The organism is Martinezella tropici, from assembly GCF_003287875.1.
GTDB lineage: Bacteria > Pseudomonadota > Alphaproteobacteria > Rhizobiales > Rhizobiaceae > Rhizobium > Rhizobium tropici_C.
Genome location: NZ_QMKK01000011.1, coordinates 87,074 through 102,420 on the forward strand (window position 1 = coordinate 87,074; position 15,347 = coordinate 102,420).

The following is a 15,347-nucleotide window of genomic DNA, read 5'->3' on the forward strand; positions in this document are numbered from 1 at the left end:
TGTCGCGCCTTCGGCATGAATCTGCAAAGATTTTGACGCGAGCTGTCGATATGTGGAAAGAAAAGATGATCCTTCAATCTTTTGAAGAGCTTGCAAAGAGATCTGTCTCTCGCCGTTCTGTGGATAAATCGAGGATGGAAGTGGCGCTACCGATCTTGTCCACATTGCCCACAGCCGCGGCGGAAGCCGTCTCGCGAAAATTCCAAATGTGGAAAACTTGGCCGTTTTCCACTTGCCGAGGACGGGCCCCTTCTCGTACCTGTCTTTTCTCCCGAGATATCAACAGGTGATGGAAAGTAGCGTGGAAAACCGAACAAGCTTCTTTCATCTGCACCTGATTTCTGACTCAACGGGTGAGACTCTCATCTCCGCCGGCCGTGCCGCCTCGGTGCAATTCCATGCCAGCCAGCCGATCGAGCATGTCTATCCGCTGATCAGAAACCGCAAGCAGTTGCTGCCGGTTCTGGAGGCGATCGATAACAGCCCCGGCATCGTCCTTTATACGATCGTCGATCGTGAACTCGCCGATTTCATTGCCGAGCGGTGCAAGGAAATGGGCGTACCATCGGTCAACGTTCTCGAACCGGTCATGAATGTCTTCCAGACCTATCTCGGCACGGCATCGCGCCGCCGAGTCGGTGCGCAGCATGTGATGAATGCCGATTATTTCGCTCGCATCGAAGCGCTGAACTTCACCATGGATCATGACGATGGCCAGATGCCCGATGATTATGATGAAGCCGATGTCGTCATCATCGGCATCAGCCGCACCTCGAAAACGCCGACGAGCATCTACCTGGCCAATCGCGGCATCAAGACCGCCAATATCCCGATTGTCCACGGCGTGCCGTTGCCGGAGAGCTTGAGCAGGGCGACGAAGCCGTTGATCGTCGGACTGGTGGCAACGACCGACCGGATCTCGCAGGTACGCGAAAACCGTATTCTCGGCACGACACCCGGCTTCGATCGTGGCGACTACACGGATCGCGCCGCCATCTCCGAAGAGTTGAAATATGCCCGCTCACTCTGCGCGCGGCACAATTGGCCGATCATCGATGTCACGCGGCGCTCGATCGAAGAGACCGCCGCCGCCATTGTTGCCCTGCGCCCCAAGCTGCGTTAAGCGCTGCACATTATTATCTCGGAGGCAGCCTTCATGACCGCGCCCCTTATTCTTGCATCATCCAGCCCGTTCCGACGAATGCTGATGGAAAATGCCGGATTGCATTTCCAGGCCATCGCCGCCGATATCGATGAACGCGCGATCGAAGCCCCGCTCGAACGGGATGGCGCCAGTCCGGATACCGTCGCGCTCGTGCTGGCAAAGGCGAAGGCGAAGGAGGTCAGCGATCGCTTCCCCGGTTCCCTCATCATCGGTTCGGACCAGACCATGTCGCTTGGTGTCCAGGTCTTTCACAAGCCGAAAACAATGGCGGATGCGGAAAATCATCTGCGAACCCTGTCGGGCAAGACGCATCGCCTGAACAGCGCCATGGCGCTGGCGCGCAATGGCGATATCATCTGGGAGCACGTGTCTCACGCCGATCTGACCATGCGGGACCTCGCGGCTGACTTCATCCACCGGCATCTCGGGCGCGTCGGAGAGAAGGCATTGTCAAGCGTCGGCGCTTATCAACTCGAGGGAGAGGGCATCCAGCTCTTCTCGAAAATCGACGGCGATTACTTCACGATCGTTGGATTGCCGATGCTGCCGCTGCTGGAAAAACTGCGTGAGTTGGGGACGATCGATGGATGATTCACGTGAAACATCGCCCGTAAACGCTTTCGTAACGGGTTATCCGGTCAAGCATTCGCGCTCGCCGCTGATCCACGGTTATTGGCTGAAGCAGCTTGGTTTGGCTGGGACCTATCGTGCCCATGAAGTCTCTATAGAGGATTTCGCTGCCTTCGTCGCGTCTTTGAAAGCTGGCACCAGCGGCTTCGTCGGCGGCAACGTCACGATCCCTCACAAGGAAGCGGCGTTCAAGCTCGCCGATCGGCCTGATGAGCTTTCGGAAGAACTTGGCGCGTCCAACACTTTGTGGCTCGAGGACGGGCTGCTGCATGCGACGAATACCGATGGCCGCGGTTTCACGGCGAACCTCGACGAGCGCCATCCCGGCTGGGATCGCACCGATAGCGCCGTCATTCTTGGGGCAGGCGGTGCCAGCCGGGCCGTGATCCAGGCCGTGCGCGACCGCGGCTTCAAGGAAATCCACGTCGTCAACCGCACGGTCGAGCGGGCGCAGGAATTGGCGGATCGCTTTGGCGAACGGGTCCATGCTCATCCGATGGCCGCGCTCGGTGAGGTCATGCAGGGTGCCGGCCTCTTTATCAATACGACATCCCTCGGCATGGACGGCGAAGCAGCACCTCGGATCGATTTCTCGCCTCTTGCACAAGGGGCTGCCGTCACCGACATTGTCTATGTACCCTTGAAGACGCCGCTTCTGGCGCAGGCCGAGGAGCAGGGCTTTGCCATCGTCGATGGTCTTGGCATGCTGTTGCACCAGGCGGCGCCAGGTTTCGAAAAATGGTTCGGAAAGCGTCCGGCGGTTGACGATAGTTTGAGGGCGTTGATCATCGCGGATATGGAAAAACACTGATGATCAGGATCGGGCTGACGGGATCGATCGGCATGGGAAAATCCACCTCGGCGAAGCTCTTTGCCGAAGCCGGAATCCCGGTGAACGATTCCGATGCGGTCGTTCATGATCTCTATAGCGGCGAAGCGGTTCCTCTGGTCGAGGCTGCATTTCCCGGTGCGACCAGTGACGGCAAGGTCGACCGGCAGGAACTTAGCCGGAAGCTTGCAGACGATCCCTCCGGTTTCAAGCGTCTCGAAGCCATTATCCATCCGCTTGTTCGCGAGCGCGAGCGTGAGTTCCTGGAACGCCAGCGGCAGGCCGGCGCCGACATGTTGGTGCTGGATATCCCGCTTCTGTTCGAAACCGGCGCGGACAAGAGGGTCGATAAGATCGTCGTCGTCAGCTGTGATCCACAGATTCAGAGAGAGAGAGTGCTTGCCCGGCCGGGCATGACGGAGGAAAAATTCAACATGATTCTCTCCCGGCAGACGCCGGATGCGCAAAAGCGGGCGCGCGCCGATTATGTCATCGATACCGGCGGCAGTATCGATGAGGCCCGCAAGCAGGTAAGAGAGATCATCGCGGATCTGCGGCGCAAACAGCAGATTGAGAAATAGGAAAGCGGAACTTCGACATGCGCGAAATCATTTTCGACACGGAAACCACCGGCCTCGACAACAGGGCAGACCGGATCATCGAAATCGGCGGCATCGAGCTCTTCAACCATTTCCCGACCGGAAAGACGCTGCACATCTATATCAATCCGGGTGACCGCAAAGTACACCCCGATGCTCTGGCGGTGCATGGCATTACCGATGAGTTCTTGGCGGACAAGCCACCCTTCGAAACCGTCGTGGATCAGATCCTCGAATTTTTCGGCGATGCCAAGTGGATCGCACACAACGCCACCTTCGATATGGGTTTCGTCAACGCGGAATTTGCAAGACTCGGCCGTCCGCCGATCCTGCCTGACATGGTGATCGATACGCTGGCCATGGCCCGGCGCAAGCATCCGATGGGTCCGAATTCGCTCGATGCGCTCTGCCGTCGATACGGCATCGACAACTCGCACCGCACGAAACACGGAGCCCTGCTCGACTCCGAACTGCTGGCCGAAGTCTATATCGAGATGATCGGTGGCCGGCAGACGGCACTCGGGCTTGGCAGCGCCACCGGTTCGTCGATGCGCTCACGCCAGAACGATCTCGTGGAAGAAGTCGTCGTCGACATCTTCGCGCGGCCCGCTCCGCTGCCGGGCCGGCTGACCGAGGAGGAACTCGCGGCTCATGCGGCGCTGGTCGCCAAACTCGGCGCGAAGGGAATCTGGTCGAAATATAGCGCTTCCGAGTAAAAGCACTTTCCAAAACACCAAAAGAAAATGCCCGGACCTGTAATCCGGGCATTTTCTTTTCCAGAATAGGAAAGTTCAGGCTTAGTTCGGAACGGCCGAAACCTGGGCGCGGGCCTGTTCTTCGGCCATGCGCTGCGTGAACATCTGCGCGAAATCGATCGGGTCGATCATCAGCGGCGGGAAGCCGCCATTGCGCGTGACATCGGCGATTATCTGGCGTGCGAAGGGGAACAGCAGGCGCGGGCATTCGATGAAGAGCAGCGGCAGCATGTGCTCCTGCGGGAAGCCGGTGACGCGGAAGACGCCGCCATAGACCAGCTCGGTATGGAAGAGAACACGCTCGCCATCCTTGGCTTCGGCGTTCAGCGTCAGTACCACGTCAAAATCCTCGTCCGACAGCGGATTGGCGTTGACGTTCACATTGATATTGATGTCGGGAGCATTTTCCCGGGCCTGAAGCGAGCGCGGAGCACCCGGATTTTCGAAGGAAAGATCCTTGGTGTACTGAGCAAGGATGCTAAGGCTCGGGCTGGCTGCACCGTTGCCGTTGGTCTCGTTGGCCATGGGGGTGTCCTCTCACGTCTCGATGGGTGTCGCCATCTAGCATTTAGAAAAGGGGCTTACAACCCTTATGGATCCGGCGCTCCCGAGGCCGTCCCCTAGTCTTCCAGACGCTTTTGATCCGACCACGGTGACTTCCGGTTCGGCTCGCGATGGAAATCGTCTTCGTCGAGATCGACAACGTTTCCGGGTTTATTCGGCCGGCCTTGCGGTTCGGCGCCCGGACCCTGTCCTCGCCGGAAAGCACGCGAATTGCCGACGACGACGATGCGCTTGCGCAGGACCGTCCAGGCGAGATCGCGCACTGCCGGAATGAAAAGCAGCAGGCCGATGATGTCGGAAATGAAGCCGGGCAGCATCAGGAAGAAGGCGGCGACGACAATCATGGCGCCATGCACCATCTCCCGGCCGGGATCGCCGCCATTGCGGCTTTCGGCCGAGATGCGCTGGAGAATGCCGATCCCCTGGATCCTCAAAAGAGCGGCACCGAGCAGCACGCTGAGGATGACGAGCCCCAATGTGGCCCAGACGCCGATCATCTTTCCGACGATGATGAATCCGGCAATTTCTGCCAGAGGCATCAGAGAAATGAAGACAGGAAGAAGTGATAGGCGCATGTTACGGTGGTCCTGAAAGCGGGTTTCTTCGGTTAGGCGTTGGTTTCTCCGCGTATAATAAAGAAACCGGTCCGCTATTTGAATGATAGATCGATGCGGACTATATGGGGATTGATCTTTCAATTTTAACGGTGGTTCCGATACGAGATGGGTGCAAACGACTTTGTGACGATCTTTTTCCTGGTGGCGGCGGTGCTGATCTTCTTTCAGCTGCGTAGTGTTCTTGGCCGCCGCACGGGAAATGAGAAGCCGCCGCGCGATCTCTATGGTTCCGCAGATCCGGTAAATGGCCCGACGCCGCCGGATGCCGGCAAGGTCGTGACCCTGCCGCGGCGCGACGCGGCCGAAGAGGAAGACCGTTTTGCTGCCATCGATACATTCACACCAGCCGGCACGCCGCTGAACGATTCTCTGCGTGAAGTGAGCAAGGCCGATCCTGCCTTCAATCCGAAGGAATTCGTCAACGGCGCCCGCATGGCCTACGAAATGATCGTCATGGCCTTTGCCGAGGGGGACCGCAAGTCGCTGAAGGGTCTGCTGTCGCGCGAAGTCTACGAAGGATTCGATGCTGCCATCTCCGACCGAGAGGCCAAGGGCGAGAAAGTCAAATCGACCTTCGTCGGCATCGACAAGGCCGATATCCTCAGCGCCGAGATGAAGGGCACGGAATCTTTCATCACCATGCGCATCGTCAGCCAGATGATTTCGGCTACCTACGACAAGGCCGGCACTTTGATCGATGGCGATGCCGAAGCCGTGGCCGAGATCAGCGATCTCTGGACCTTCGCCCGCGACACGCGTTCGCGCGATCCGAACTGGAAACTCGTGGCGACCGAATCCGAACAATGACGATCCCATCGCAGGAATTCAGGCTGGAGCCGGCAACCTTCGCCGATCTGAAGGGCTGGAAGGACGATGATCCTTCCAGCCTTTTTCGCACGATGATGGACTGCCGGACCTATATTCGCGACGTGAAGCCCTATCGCACGGGCGCGGCGGGACTGACGGCCGATGATCTCCTGACACTCCTCGATGCCGCCGAAGGATGGAAACCGCGCGATGCAGCGGAGGCCAGGGCTTTTTTCGAGGAGCATTGCCGGCCTTTCTTCATTCGTCGCAATGGCGGTGCGACCGGTTTCGTGACCGCCTTCTATGAGCCGGAAATCGCAGTTTCAGCCGAGGCGGACGAAACCTATCGTTACCCCTTCTATCGCAGACCGGATGATCTGATCGATCTGGATGACGGCAATCGGCCTGCCGAGCTTGACCCTTCCTATATGTTCGGCAGGCTTCAGGGTGGCGCAATTTCCGCCTATCCCGATCGCGGCGAGATCGATCGCGGCTATCTGGAAGGGAAAGGGCTGGAGATCGCCTGGGCAAAATCCAAGGTCGATGTCTTCTTCGTGCATGTGCAGGGCGCGGCGCGTCTGCGCTATGCGGATGGGCGTCTCGGCCGTATTACCTATGCCGCTAAGGCCGGCCATCCCTTCTCGGCCGTCGGGCGCCTGCTCATTGACCGCGGTGTGTTGGACCGCGCGACGATCTCCATGCAGACGATCCGCGACTGGCTCTACGCCCACCCGGATCAGGTCGATGAGGTCCTCTGGCACAATCGATCCTATATCTTCTTCCGTGAAGCCGATGTCAGCGATCCCGCTCTCGGGCCGATCGCAGCGGCGAAGGTGCCGCTGGTACCGGGCCGCTCCCTCGCGGTCGACCGGCTGATCCACACCTTCGGCTTTCCCTTCTTCATCCGGTCTGAAAGCTTGACCCATCTCGATGGCGGCAAGCCTTTCGCGCGGCTGATGCTGGCGCTCGACACGGGCTCGGCGATTGTCGGGCCGGCGCGCGGCGATATCTTTACCGGTTCGGGCTATGATGCGGGAGAGCTCGCCGGCACCGTGCGCAATGACGCCGATTTTTATATACTCATTCCGAAGGCGGCGGCGCAGAGGTTCGGCTGATGGCCCCGGAACGGCAGAATAAGGATCGAAAGCTCAGCGCGGAAGACCGCATCCTGTGGGGTAAGGTCGCCAAGAGCACCCGCCCCATGCCGGGCCGAATGGCCGATATCGAGGCTTTTGAAGCAGCGCTGCGCGCGGAAGCCGAAAATGAGGAAAACAGCCGCGCCGCAAAGGCGAAGATGGCGCCTGCCCCAGCAGAAATCCAGGAAGCATCAGCGCCTGCGAAGCAGCCCAGCGGCCGGCACCATCCGCTGGAACGTCCGGTCAAGCGCAAGATCGCCAAAGGCCATCTGGCACTCGAAGCCCGCATCGACCTTCACGGCCTCATCCAGAGCGAGGCGCATTCCATGCTTCTCGATTTTCTGCTGCGGGCTCATAGCCGCGGCCTTCGCCATGTCCTGGTCATAACAGGCAAAGGCAGCTCCATGGGTAGCGAGGGTGCGCTGAAGCGTGCCGTGCCGCTCTGGTTTTCCAAGCCTGAATTCCGCTTTCTGATCTCCTCCTATGAGACGGCGGCACAACATCACGGTGGCGAGGGTGCGCTTTATATCCGCCTGTCGCGCTTGAAGGGGGAAAAGCCGTGACTCCGTTCGGCGAAGCAGTGCGCAAGCTGCGGCTGCGCAAGGGCGTCTCGCAGAAGCAGATGGCGGCCGCCCTCAATGTGACTCCGGCTTACTTATCCGCCTTAGAACACGGAAAGCGCGGTCTGCCGACCTTCGATTTGCTGCAGCGCATCGCCGGATATTTCAATATCATCTGGGACGAAGCCGAAGAACTCTTCCTGCTGGCCCGATTTTCCGATCCGCGCGTGGTTGTCGATACGTCCGGGCTTGCGCCCGAATATACGGCCTTTGTCAACCACTTGGCCGGCAGGATCCGCAGCCTTGACGCCGCGACGATCCGTGAACTGACCCGCGTTTTGGAAAATGCCGGGAAAACCGGCTGAAAACCGCCGTAATCCCCTGTTTTATACCTGATTTCGGGGCCTTCCGTTTGGAACTTCAGGGCGAAACATCCTATATATAGGCTAGGAAAAACCGCTGATTCGTTAGGGTCGGATGATTTCAGGTCGCAGCGACCGGAAATCCGAATCCGCTCTAAACTCAAAGAAGTAGAGCATGATGTCGTCCGGAAACCGCTCACACCGTTCGGCATCACGCTCTAGCGATCGGCAGGGTTCTCTAAAACACTGGAAAGACTTCAATATATGACCGACACATCCGTAACCGACAACGGCGGCAACGCCGAGTATGGCGCAGATTCCATCAAGGTCCTGAAAGGACTTGATGCGGTGCGCAAGCGTCCCGGCATGTATATCGGCGACACGGATGACGGCTCGGGCCTGCATCATATGGTCTATGAGGTCGTCGACAACGCCATTGACGAGGCCTTGGCCGGCCATGCCGATATCGTAACGGTGACGCTCAACCCTGACGGTTCCGTCACGGTCACAGACAACGGCCGCGGCATCCCGACGGATATTCACAGCGGCGAAGGTGTTTCGGCCGCTGAGGTTATCATGACCCAGCTTCACGCCGGCGGTAAGTTCGACCAGAACTCCTACAAGGTCTCCGGCGGTCTGCACGGCGTCGGCGTTTCGGTCGTCAACGCGCTGTCCGTCTGGCTGCGCCTGAAGATCCGCCGTCATGGCAAGATCCACGAAATGAGCTTCACCCATGGCGTTGCCGATGCACCGCTGAAGGAGACGGGTGATGCCGGCGATGCCACCGGCACGGAAGTCAGCTTCATGCCGAGTTCCGAAACCTTCACCATGACGGAATTCGATTACGGCACGCTGGAACATCGCCTGCGCGAACTCGCCTTCCTCAATTCCGGCGTCCGCATCCTGCTGACCGACAAGCGCCATTCCGACATCAAGCAGGAAGAAATGCTTTATGACGGCGGCCTGGAAGCCTTCGTTTCCTATCTCGATCGCGCCAAGAAGCCGCTGGTCGACAAGCCGGTCTCAATCCGCGGCGAAAAGGATGGCATTACTGTCGAAGTGGCGATGTGGTGGAACGATAGCTACCATGAAAACGTGCTCTGCTTCACCAACAACATCCCGCAGCGCGACGGCGGCACTCATATGGCCGGCTTCCGCGCGGCCTTGACGCGCCAAATCACCTCCTACGCCGACACCTCGGGCATTACCAAGAAGGAAAAGGTGACGCTGACGGGTGATGACTGCCGCGAAGGCCTCACGGCCGTGCTGTCGGTCAAGGTTCCCGATCCGAAGTTCTCGTCGCAGACCAAGGACAAGCTGGTTTCCTCCGAAGTTCGTCCCGTCGTCGAAAGTCTCGTCAACGAAGCGCTCAGCACCTGGCTCGAAGAACATCCGTCCGAGGCCAAGGTTCTGGTCGGCAAGGTCGTCGAGGCCGCTGCCGCCCGTGAAGCTGCCCGCAAGGCGCGCGAGCTGACCCGCCGTAAGGGCGCGCTGGATATCGCATCGCTGCCCGGCAAGCTTGCCGATTGTTCCGAGCGCGATCCCGCCAAATCCGAAGTCTTCCTCGTCGAGGGTGACTCGGCGGGTGGTTCGGCCAAGCAGGGCCGGTCGCGCGAAAACCAGGCCATCCTGCCGCTGCGCGGCAAGATCCTGAATGTCGAACGTGCCCGCTTCGACAAGATGCTGTCGAGCCAGGAAATCGGTACGCTGATCACCGCGCTCGGCACTGGCATCGGCAAGGACGAATTCAACGCCGAGAAGCTGCGTTACCACAAGATCATCATCATGACGGACGCAGACGTCGACGGCGCGCATATTCGCACACTGCTCCTGACCTTCTTCTTCCGCCAAATGCCCGATCTCATCGAGCGCGGCCATCTCTACATCGCCCAGCCGCCGCTCTATAAGGTGACGCGCGGCAAGTCGGTGCAGTATGTCAAGGACGAGAAGGCGCTGGAAGAATATCTGATCGGCCAGGGCACGGAGGATGCTAGCTTGCGCCTCGGCAACGGCGAAGTCCGCATCGGCCAGGATCTGCGCGAGGCGATCTATGATGCGCTGCGCCTGCGCACGCTGATCGACAATCTGCATTCCCGCTACAATCGCGCTGTCGTCGAGCAGGCTGCTATTGCAGGGGCCCTCAACGCCGAAATGGTCAGCGATCCCACGCGAGCGGAAGCGCTCGCCAACGACGTTGCCAAGCGGCTCGATGTCATCGCCGAAGAAACCGAACGCGGCTGGAGCGGCGCTGTGACCGGCGAGGGTGGCCTGCGCTTTGAACGCACCGTACGCGGCGTCAAGGAAGTCGTGTTCCTCGACATGGCGCTTATCGGTTCGCAGGATGCCCGCCTCATCGACCAACTCGGCTCACGGCTGAAGGAAGTCTATGTCACACCGCCGAAGCTTGTTCGCCGCGATGGAGAGACGGAGATTTCAGGTCCCCGCCAGCTGCTGGATACGATCTTTGCCGGCGGCCGCAAGGGCCTGACGCTGCAGCGTTACAAAGGTCTTGGCGAGATGAATGCCGAGCAGCTCTGGGAAACGACGCTCGATCCGAATGTCCGTTCCCTGCTGCAAGTGAAGGTAACGGATGCGACCGATGCCGACGGCTTGTTTGCCCGGCTCATGGGTGATGAAGTCGAGCCGCGGCGCGAGTTCATTCAAGACAACGCGCTGAACGTCGCCAATCTCGACATTTGACCATTTACGTCAGATGCAAAAAGGCCCACCGAAGGTTTCGCGGGCCTTTTTCTTTTCTATCAATTACTTGGCGATGAAGGTGCCGTTGAAGCCCAGCTCCGAGAGCGGCTTGCGCTGGCTCGGCACCTCGCGCTCGCGCAGCTTTTCCGGAAGCTGGTTCTTGTCGCCGACCTTGCCGATCGCGACCGCGGCCTCGACGCGGAAACCGTCGGGAATGCCGAGAACTTCATAGGATTTTTCGACATGGAAGCCGGTCATGCCATGGGCTTCGTAGCCGGCTAGATGCGCTTGGATCGCCAGGAAGCCCCAGGCCGCTCCGGCATCGAAGGAATGGCTGTAGCTGGGCTTCTGTTCGGCCGAGCCGAGCTCGCCACTGTGGGTGCGCGAAATGACGAAAAGCAGGGCGGATGCGGATTTCACCCAGCCCTGGTTGAAGTCGATGAGGACGCTCAGGAACCTGTCCCAATGTTCCGAGCCGCGTAGCGCATAGAGGAAGCGCCAGGGTTGCAGGTTTGAGGCGGAGGGTGCCCAGTGCGCCGCTTCCAGAATAGTCAGCAGATCGGCTTCCGGCATGGTCTCGTTGGAATAGGCGCGCGGCGACCAGCGGTCGAGAAAGAGCTTGTCGATCGGATATTGAGATTCGCGGCTGTTGCTTGATGTCATGAGGGCTTCTTTCCTTGGAGATGATCGGTCGCAGGCGGTCGAAACCGGCCGTTGGCTGGTTATAGATAGAGGATGCGAACTTAAACTCGGGCAGCCCAGCTTACGTCGAGCTCCTCGCGAAAGGCGAAGCGCTTGAGGTGATCCACGACAACGTTCTGCATGCGCTCGAGGTCTTCGGGCTTCTCGACTGTCAGCGTCATGATCAGGTTGCCGGGCTGGGCCGCCAGATCGAGGAAGCTTTCCGCACTGAACGGTACCCTGCCGGCGGTCGCATTGAATTCGACGCTGAAGCGGTGGCTCCAGTGCTTGCAGAGCTGCTGGAGATAACGGCTGGCATGGTCGGTTTTAACGTTGGAAACGGATGTCGCCACAGGATTTGTCCGATAAAGCTGATCGCAAACGCATCATTGCATACATAGAGCTATCCGCATTCGCCAGGTAGACAGTCTGTTTCAAGTTTGCGTTATTCCGGTGAAATTCTGTTCCGCTATGGTGCCCTCACGAAGGAACGCGCGCGAGTGGAGACAGAGCCTTGCTGGTAAATGGGAAATGGACTGAGGATTGGCAGCCGGTCCAGGCAAAGGATGAGAAGGGCGGCTTCGTCCGCCAGACTTCGAGCTTTCGCAATTGGGTCACGCCCGATGGCCGCGCAGGACCGACGGGCGAAGGCGGGTTCAAAGCTGAGGCTGGCCGTTATCATCTTTATGTCGCGCTGATCTGCCCCTGGGCGTCGCGGACCCTGATCGGTCGCAAACTGAAGGGGCTGGAAGAGGCCATTTCCGTTTCCATCGTCGAACCTGCCCTGTCCAAACAAGGCTGGCGGTTCGGCGAATATCCAGGCGCCACGAACGATGCCATCAACGGCGCCACCTATATGCACGAGATCTATACGAAAGCCGATCCGGCCTTCACCGGCCGCGCCACGGTGCCAGTCCTATGGGACAAGCGCACCGGTACAATCGTCAACAACGAGTCATCCGATATCCTGCGCATGCTGAATGACGGTTTCGGCGATCTCGCAAGGCATGACATCGATCTTTATCCGGCCGGAAAGCGCGACGAAATCGACGGTTTCAATGCCCGGATCTATCCCGCTCTCAACAACGGCGTCTATCGCGCAGGCTTCGCTACGACGCAGATCGCTTATGAGGAAGCCTTCAATGAAGTCTTCAATTGCCTCGATCAGGTCGAGACCGAGCTGGAAGGCAAGGATTTCCTCTTTGCTATCAATCCTACCGAAAGCGATATCAGGCTCTTCGTCACCCTCGTCCGTTTCGACCTCGCCTATCACGGCCTGTTCAAATGCAATCTCCGCCGGCTGTCGGATTATGCCAACCTCCAGTCCTTCTGCCGTCGCATGCTGGATTGGCCGGGGATTGCCGAAACCGTCAGCTTCGATCATATCAAGCGCGGCTACTACTCGATTTCGACGCTCAATCCCAGTGGCATCGTACCGCTAGGACCTGCTCTCGACGAGCTGTTCTGATACTCGACCACATATCAAAACCGGTCTAAGGTCCGCCTCGTTCGATGGAATAGGGAGGGCCGTCATGGATTGGGAAGAGTTCCGGCAGTGGTCGGAGAAGGCGGCACATTGGGGAGCCGATTATCGCGCATCGCTTCGCGACAGACCGGTCCGGGCGAAGATGGCACCGGGCGAAATATCGGCGCATATAGCTGATTCTCCACCGGAGACGGGCGAAGCCATGGAAGATATCTTCAGCGATTTTGAGGATATCCTCGTGCCTGGCATGACGCACTGGCAACACCCGCGCTTCTTTGCCTATTTCCCAGCCAACGCCGCTCCTGTCTCGGTGGTTGCCGAATATCTGGTCAGCGCCATCGCCGCCCAATGCATGCTCTGGCAGACATCGCCCTCCGCGACCGAACTTGAAACGAAGGTCGTCGATTGGCTGCGACAGGCGCTCGGCCTGCCGGAAACCTTCACCGGCGTCATTCAGGATTCCGCCTCGACCGCCACGCTTGCCGCCGTCCTCGTGATGCGCGAGAGGGCGCTGGACTGGCAGGGCAACAAAAGCGGCCTTGCGACAAACAAGGCAGTGCGCATCTATTCTACAGATCAGGTCCACACTTCAATTGACCGTGCCATCTGGATTGCCGGTGTCGGGCAGGAAAATTTGGTGCGGATTCCCTCTGGTGGTCCCAACAAGGCTATGGATCCGAAAGCACTTGCCGATGCGATCGAGCGTGATCGCGCTGCCGGGCTGCTGCCGGCCGGCGTCATCGCCTGCGTCGGTGGCACCAGCGTCGGCGCCTGTGACGATGTCGCTGCTGTCGTCAAAGTGGCCCATGCGCACGGACTTTATGTGCATGTCGATGCCGCCTGGGCGGGCTCGGCGATGATCTGCCCCGAGTTCCGCACCCTGTGGCAAGGCGTCGAGCAGGCCGATTCCGTGGTCTTCAACCCGCATAAGTGGCTTGGCGCGCAATTCGATTGCTCTGTCCAGTTCGTTCGCGAGCCGGAGACGCTGGTCCGCACACTGGCGATCCAGCCCGAATATCTGCGCACGCATGGCCATGACGGCATCATCAATTACTCGGAATGGTCCGTGCCGCTTGGGCGCCGCTTTCGCGCACTAAAGCTCTGGTTCCTGTTGCGCTATCACGGCTTGGAAGGATTGCGGACGATGATCCGCAACCATGTCTCCTGGTCGCAGAATCTGGCTAAGCGTCTTGCTGCCGAGCCTGATTTCGAAATCGTCACCGAGCCCTTTCTGTCGCTGTTCTCTTTCGATCACAAGGCGCCTGCGGGTGTCGGTCAGGAAGAGCACACACAGCGACTGATTACGGCTATCAATAACGACGGCCGCATCTACCTGACGCAGACTCGTGTCAGCGGCCGGCTGGTCATTCGCTTCCAGGCCGGCCAGTTCGAGTCGACGGTTGACGATATCGCCATGGCTTTCGACGTCATCGTCGAAATCGCCAGGTCATTATCCCCGAACTAGAAAAGCTGTTTTTCCAGCGCGAAGCCCCCGAGCCATGCTAGGCTCTCGAAAATCGATTGATGACACTGGTGAATAATTCGTTCATATATGATGTTATCAATCTCGTCTTTTGAAAATGCAGGGAAGGAAAATCCATGAAATTGTTGCGTGTTGGCGAAGCCGGCAAGGAAAAGCCGGCGCTTCTGGATAGCGACGGCAAGATCCGCGATCTTTCCGCCCATGTCGCCGATATCGGCGGCGAGGCCATTTCGCCCGCAGGTCTTGCGAAGATCGCAGCCCTTGATCCGAAAAGCCTACCTGAATTGCCGGAAGGCCGTCTCGGCGCTTGCGTTGCTGGCACCGGCAAGTTCATCTGCATCGGCCTGAATTTCTCGGATCACGCCGCCGAAACCGGCGCCACCGTGCCGCCGGAGCCGATCATTTTCATGAAGGCAAGCTCGGCCATCGTCGGCCCGAACGACAACGTGCTGATCCCGCGCGGCTCTGAGAAGACCGACTGGGAAGTCGAGCTCGGCGTCGTCATCGGCAAGACGGCGAAATATGTCAGCGAAGCTGACGCGCTCGACTATGTCGCCGGTTACTGCGTTTCCCACGATGTCTCCGAACGCGCGTTCCAGACCGAGCGTTCCGGACAGTGGACCAAAGGCAAGTCCTGCGACACCTTCGGCCCGATCGGTCCCTGGCTCGTTACCAAGGATGAGATTGCCGATCCGCAGAATCTCGGCATGTGGCTGAAGGTCAACGGCAAGATGATGCAGAACGGTTCGACCAAGACGATGGTCTACGGCGTCGCTTACCTCGTTTCCTATCTCAGCCAGTTCATGTCGCTGCATCCGGGCGACATCATTTCCACCGGCACACCTCCCGGCGTCGGCATGGGCATGAAACCGCCTCAGTATCTGAAGCCTGGCGATGTCGTCGAGCTCGGCATGGAAGGCTTGGGCACGCAGCGCCAGACCTTCCTCGCCGACGCGTAAGGCCTGCGAAACTC

Annotated in this window: 17 protein-coding genes; 13 read left to right on the forward strand and 4 right to left on the reverse strand. The window is 59.1% G+C overall.

Going from position 1 to position 15,347, the window contains the following annotated elements; translation table 11 throughout:
• Positions 1-301 precede the first annotated feature (301 nt).
• From DQ393_RS00545 to dnaQ, 5 genes are read left to right on the forward strand one after another with little or no spacing between them, the layout of a single operon-like run.
• Positions 302-1,123 carry a pyruvate, water dikinase regulatory protein gene (locus tag DQ393_RS00545; RefSeq protein ID WP_112339878.1) on the forward strand — a complete coding sequence of 274 codons (822 nt, stop codon included), beginning with the start codon at positions 302-304 and terminating at the stop codon, positions 1,121-1,123.
• Positions 1,124-1,156: 33 nt separating this feature from the next.
• On the forward strand, positions 1,157-1,756 hold the full coding sequence (locus tag DQ393_RS00550) for a Maf-like protein (RefSeq protein WP_112339879.1): 600 nt from the start codon (positions 1,157-1,159) through the stop codon (positions 1,754-1,756).
• Positions 1,749-2,606, forward strand: a complete 858-nt coding sequence (locus DQ393_RS00555; RefSeq protein WP_112339880.1) for a shikimate dehydrogenase — start codon at positions 1,749-1,751, stop codon at positions 2,604-2,606. Before DQ393_RS00550 ends, DQ393_RS00555 begins: the two co-directional genes overlap by 8 nt.
• Positions 2,606-3,205: a dephospho-CoA kinase gene (gene coaE, locus DQ393_RS00560; RefSeq protein ID WP_112339881.1), complete on the forward strand. Its 600-nt coding sequence runs from the start codon at positions 2,606-2,608 to the stop codon at positions 3,203-3,205. The genes DQ393_RS00555 and coaE overlap by 1 nt, the downstream gene beginning before the upstream one ends.
• A gap of 17 nt (positions 3,206-3,222) precedes the next feature.
• Positions 3,223-3,939: a DNA polymerase III subunit epsilon gene (gene dnaQ, locus DQ393_RS00565; RefSeq protein ID WP_112339882.1), complete on the forward strand. Its 717-nt coding sequence runs from the start codon at positions 3,223-3,225 to the stop codon at positions 3,937-3,939.
• Positions 3,940-4,020: 81 nt separating this feature from the next.
• On the opposite strand, the gene secB is transcribed toward dnaQ, so the two are convergent.
• Complete coding sequence (gene secB / locus DQ393_RS00570) at positions 4,021-4,503, reverse strand: protein-export chaperone SecB (protein WP_112339883.1); 483 nt, start codon at positions 4,501-4,503, stop codon at positions 4,021-4,023.
• A 95-nt stretch (positions 4,504-4,598) separates the two neighbouring features.
• Positions 4,599-5,117 (reverse strand): FxsA family protein, encoded by a 519-nt coding sequence (locus tag DQ393_RS00575; protein WP_112339884.1) that lies wholly within the window; start codon positions 5,115-5,117, stop codon positions 4,599-4,601.
• 147 nt (positions 5,118-5,264) lie between these two features.
• On the opposite strand from DQ393_RS00575, the gene DQ393_RS00580 reads away from it, so the two are divergent.
• The 5 genes from DQ393_RS00580 to gyrB all read left to right on the forward strand — a co-directional run bounded on the left by DQ393_RS00580 (position 5,265) and on the right by gyrB (position 10,724).
• The gene (locus tag DQ393_RS00580; protein WP_112339885.1) at positions 5,265-5,966 is read left to right on the forward strand and encodes a Tim44/TimA family putative adaptor protein; all 702 of its coding nucleotides are present in this window, start codon (positions 5,265-5,267) and stop codon (positions 5,964-5,966) included.
• Complete coding sequence (gene mltA, locus DQ393_RS00585; RefSeq protein WP_112339886.1) at positions 5,963-7,081, forward strand: murein transglycosylase A; 1,119 nt, start codon at positions 5,963-5,965, stop codon at positions 7,079-7,081. Before DQ393_RS00580 ends, mltA begins: the two co-directional genes overlap by 4 nt.
• Complete coding sequence (locus DQ393_RS00590; RefSeq protein WP_112339887.1) at positions 7,081-7,665, forward strand: Smr/MutS family protein; 585 nt, start codon at positions 7,081-7,083, stop codon at positions 7,663-7,665. The genes mltA and DQ393_RS00590 overlap by 1 nt, the downstream gene beginning before the upstream one ends.
• A complete protein-coding gene (locus DQ393_RS00595) occupies positions 7,662-8,027 on the forward strand; it encodes a helix-turn-helix domain-containing protein (RefSeq protein ID WP_112339888.1) in 366 nt (121 codons plus the stop codon). Before DQ393_RS00590 ends, DQ393_RS00595 begins: the two co-directional genes overlap by 4 nt.
• A gap of 261 nt (positions 8,028-8,288) precedes the next feature.
• On the forward strand, positions 8,289-10,724 hold the full coding sequence (gene gyrB / locus DQ393_RS00600; RefSeq protein ID WP_112339889.1) for a DNA topoisomerase (ATP-hydrolyzing) subunit B: 2,436 nt from the start codon (positions 8,289-8,291) through the stop codon (positions 10,722-10,724).
• Between the two features lie 63 nt (positions 10,725-10,787).
• Here gyrB and DQ393_RS00605 read toward each other — a convergent pair whose 3' ends face one another.
• Together DQ393_RS00605 and DQ393_RS00610 are read right to left on the reverse strand one after the other, a co-directional pair.
• Positions 10,788-11,387 (reverse strand): nitroreductase family protein, encoded by a 600-nt coding sequence (locus tag DQ393_RS00605; RefSeq protein WP_112339890.1) that lies wholly within the window; start codon positions 11,385-11,387, stop codon positions 10,788-10,790.
• An 80-nt stretch (positions 11,388-11,467) separates the two neighbouring features.
• Positions 11,468-11,758: a DUF2218 domain-containing protein gene (locus DQ393_RS00610; RefSeq protein ID WP_112339891.1), complete on the reverse strand. Its 291-nt coding sequence runs from the start codon at positions 11,756-11,758 to the stop codon at positions 11,468-11,470.
• A gap of 161 nt (positions 11,759-11,919) precedes the next feature.
• Here DQ393_RS00610 and DQ393_RS00615 point away from each other — a divergent pair, with 161 nt between their 5' ends.
• The 3 genes from DQ393_RS00615 to DQ393_RS00625 all read left to right on the forward strand — a co-directional run bounded on the left by DQ393_RS00615 (position 11,920) and on the right by DQ393_RS00625 (position 15,333).
• Positions 11,920-12,873: a glutathione S-transferase family protein gene (locus tag DQ393_RS00615; protein ID WP_112339892.1), complete on the forward strand. Its 954-nt coding sequence runs from the start codon at positions 11,920-11,922 to the stop codon at positions 12,871-12,873.
• A gap of 64 nt (positions 12,874-12,937) precedes the next feature.
• Positions 12,938-14,356 (forward strand): pyridoxal phosphate-dependent decarboxylase family protein, encoded by a 1,419-nt coding sequence (locus tag DQ393_RS00620; protein WP_112339893.1) that lies wholly within the window; start codon positions 12,938-12,940, stop codon positions 14,354-14,356.
• Positions 14,357-14,490: 134 nt separating this feature from the next.
• The gene (locus tag DQ393_RS00625; RefSeq protein ID WP_112339894.1) at positions 14,491-15,333 is read left to right on the forward strand and encodes a fumarylacetoacetate hydrolase family protein; all 843 of its coding nucleotides are present in this window, start codon (positions 14,491-14,493) and stop codon (positions 15,331-15,333) included.
• The last annotated feature ends 14 nt before the right edge of the window (positions 15,334-15,347 follow it).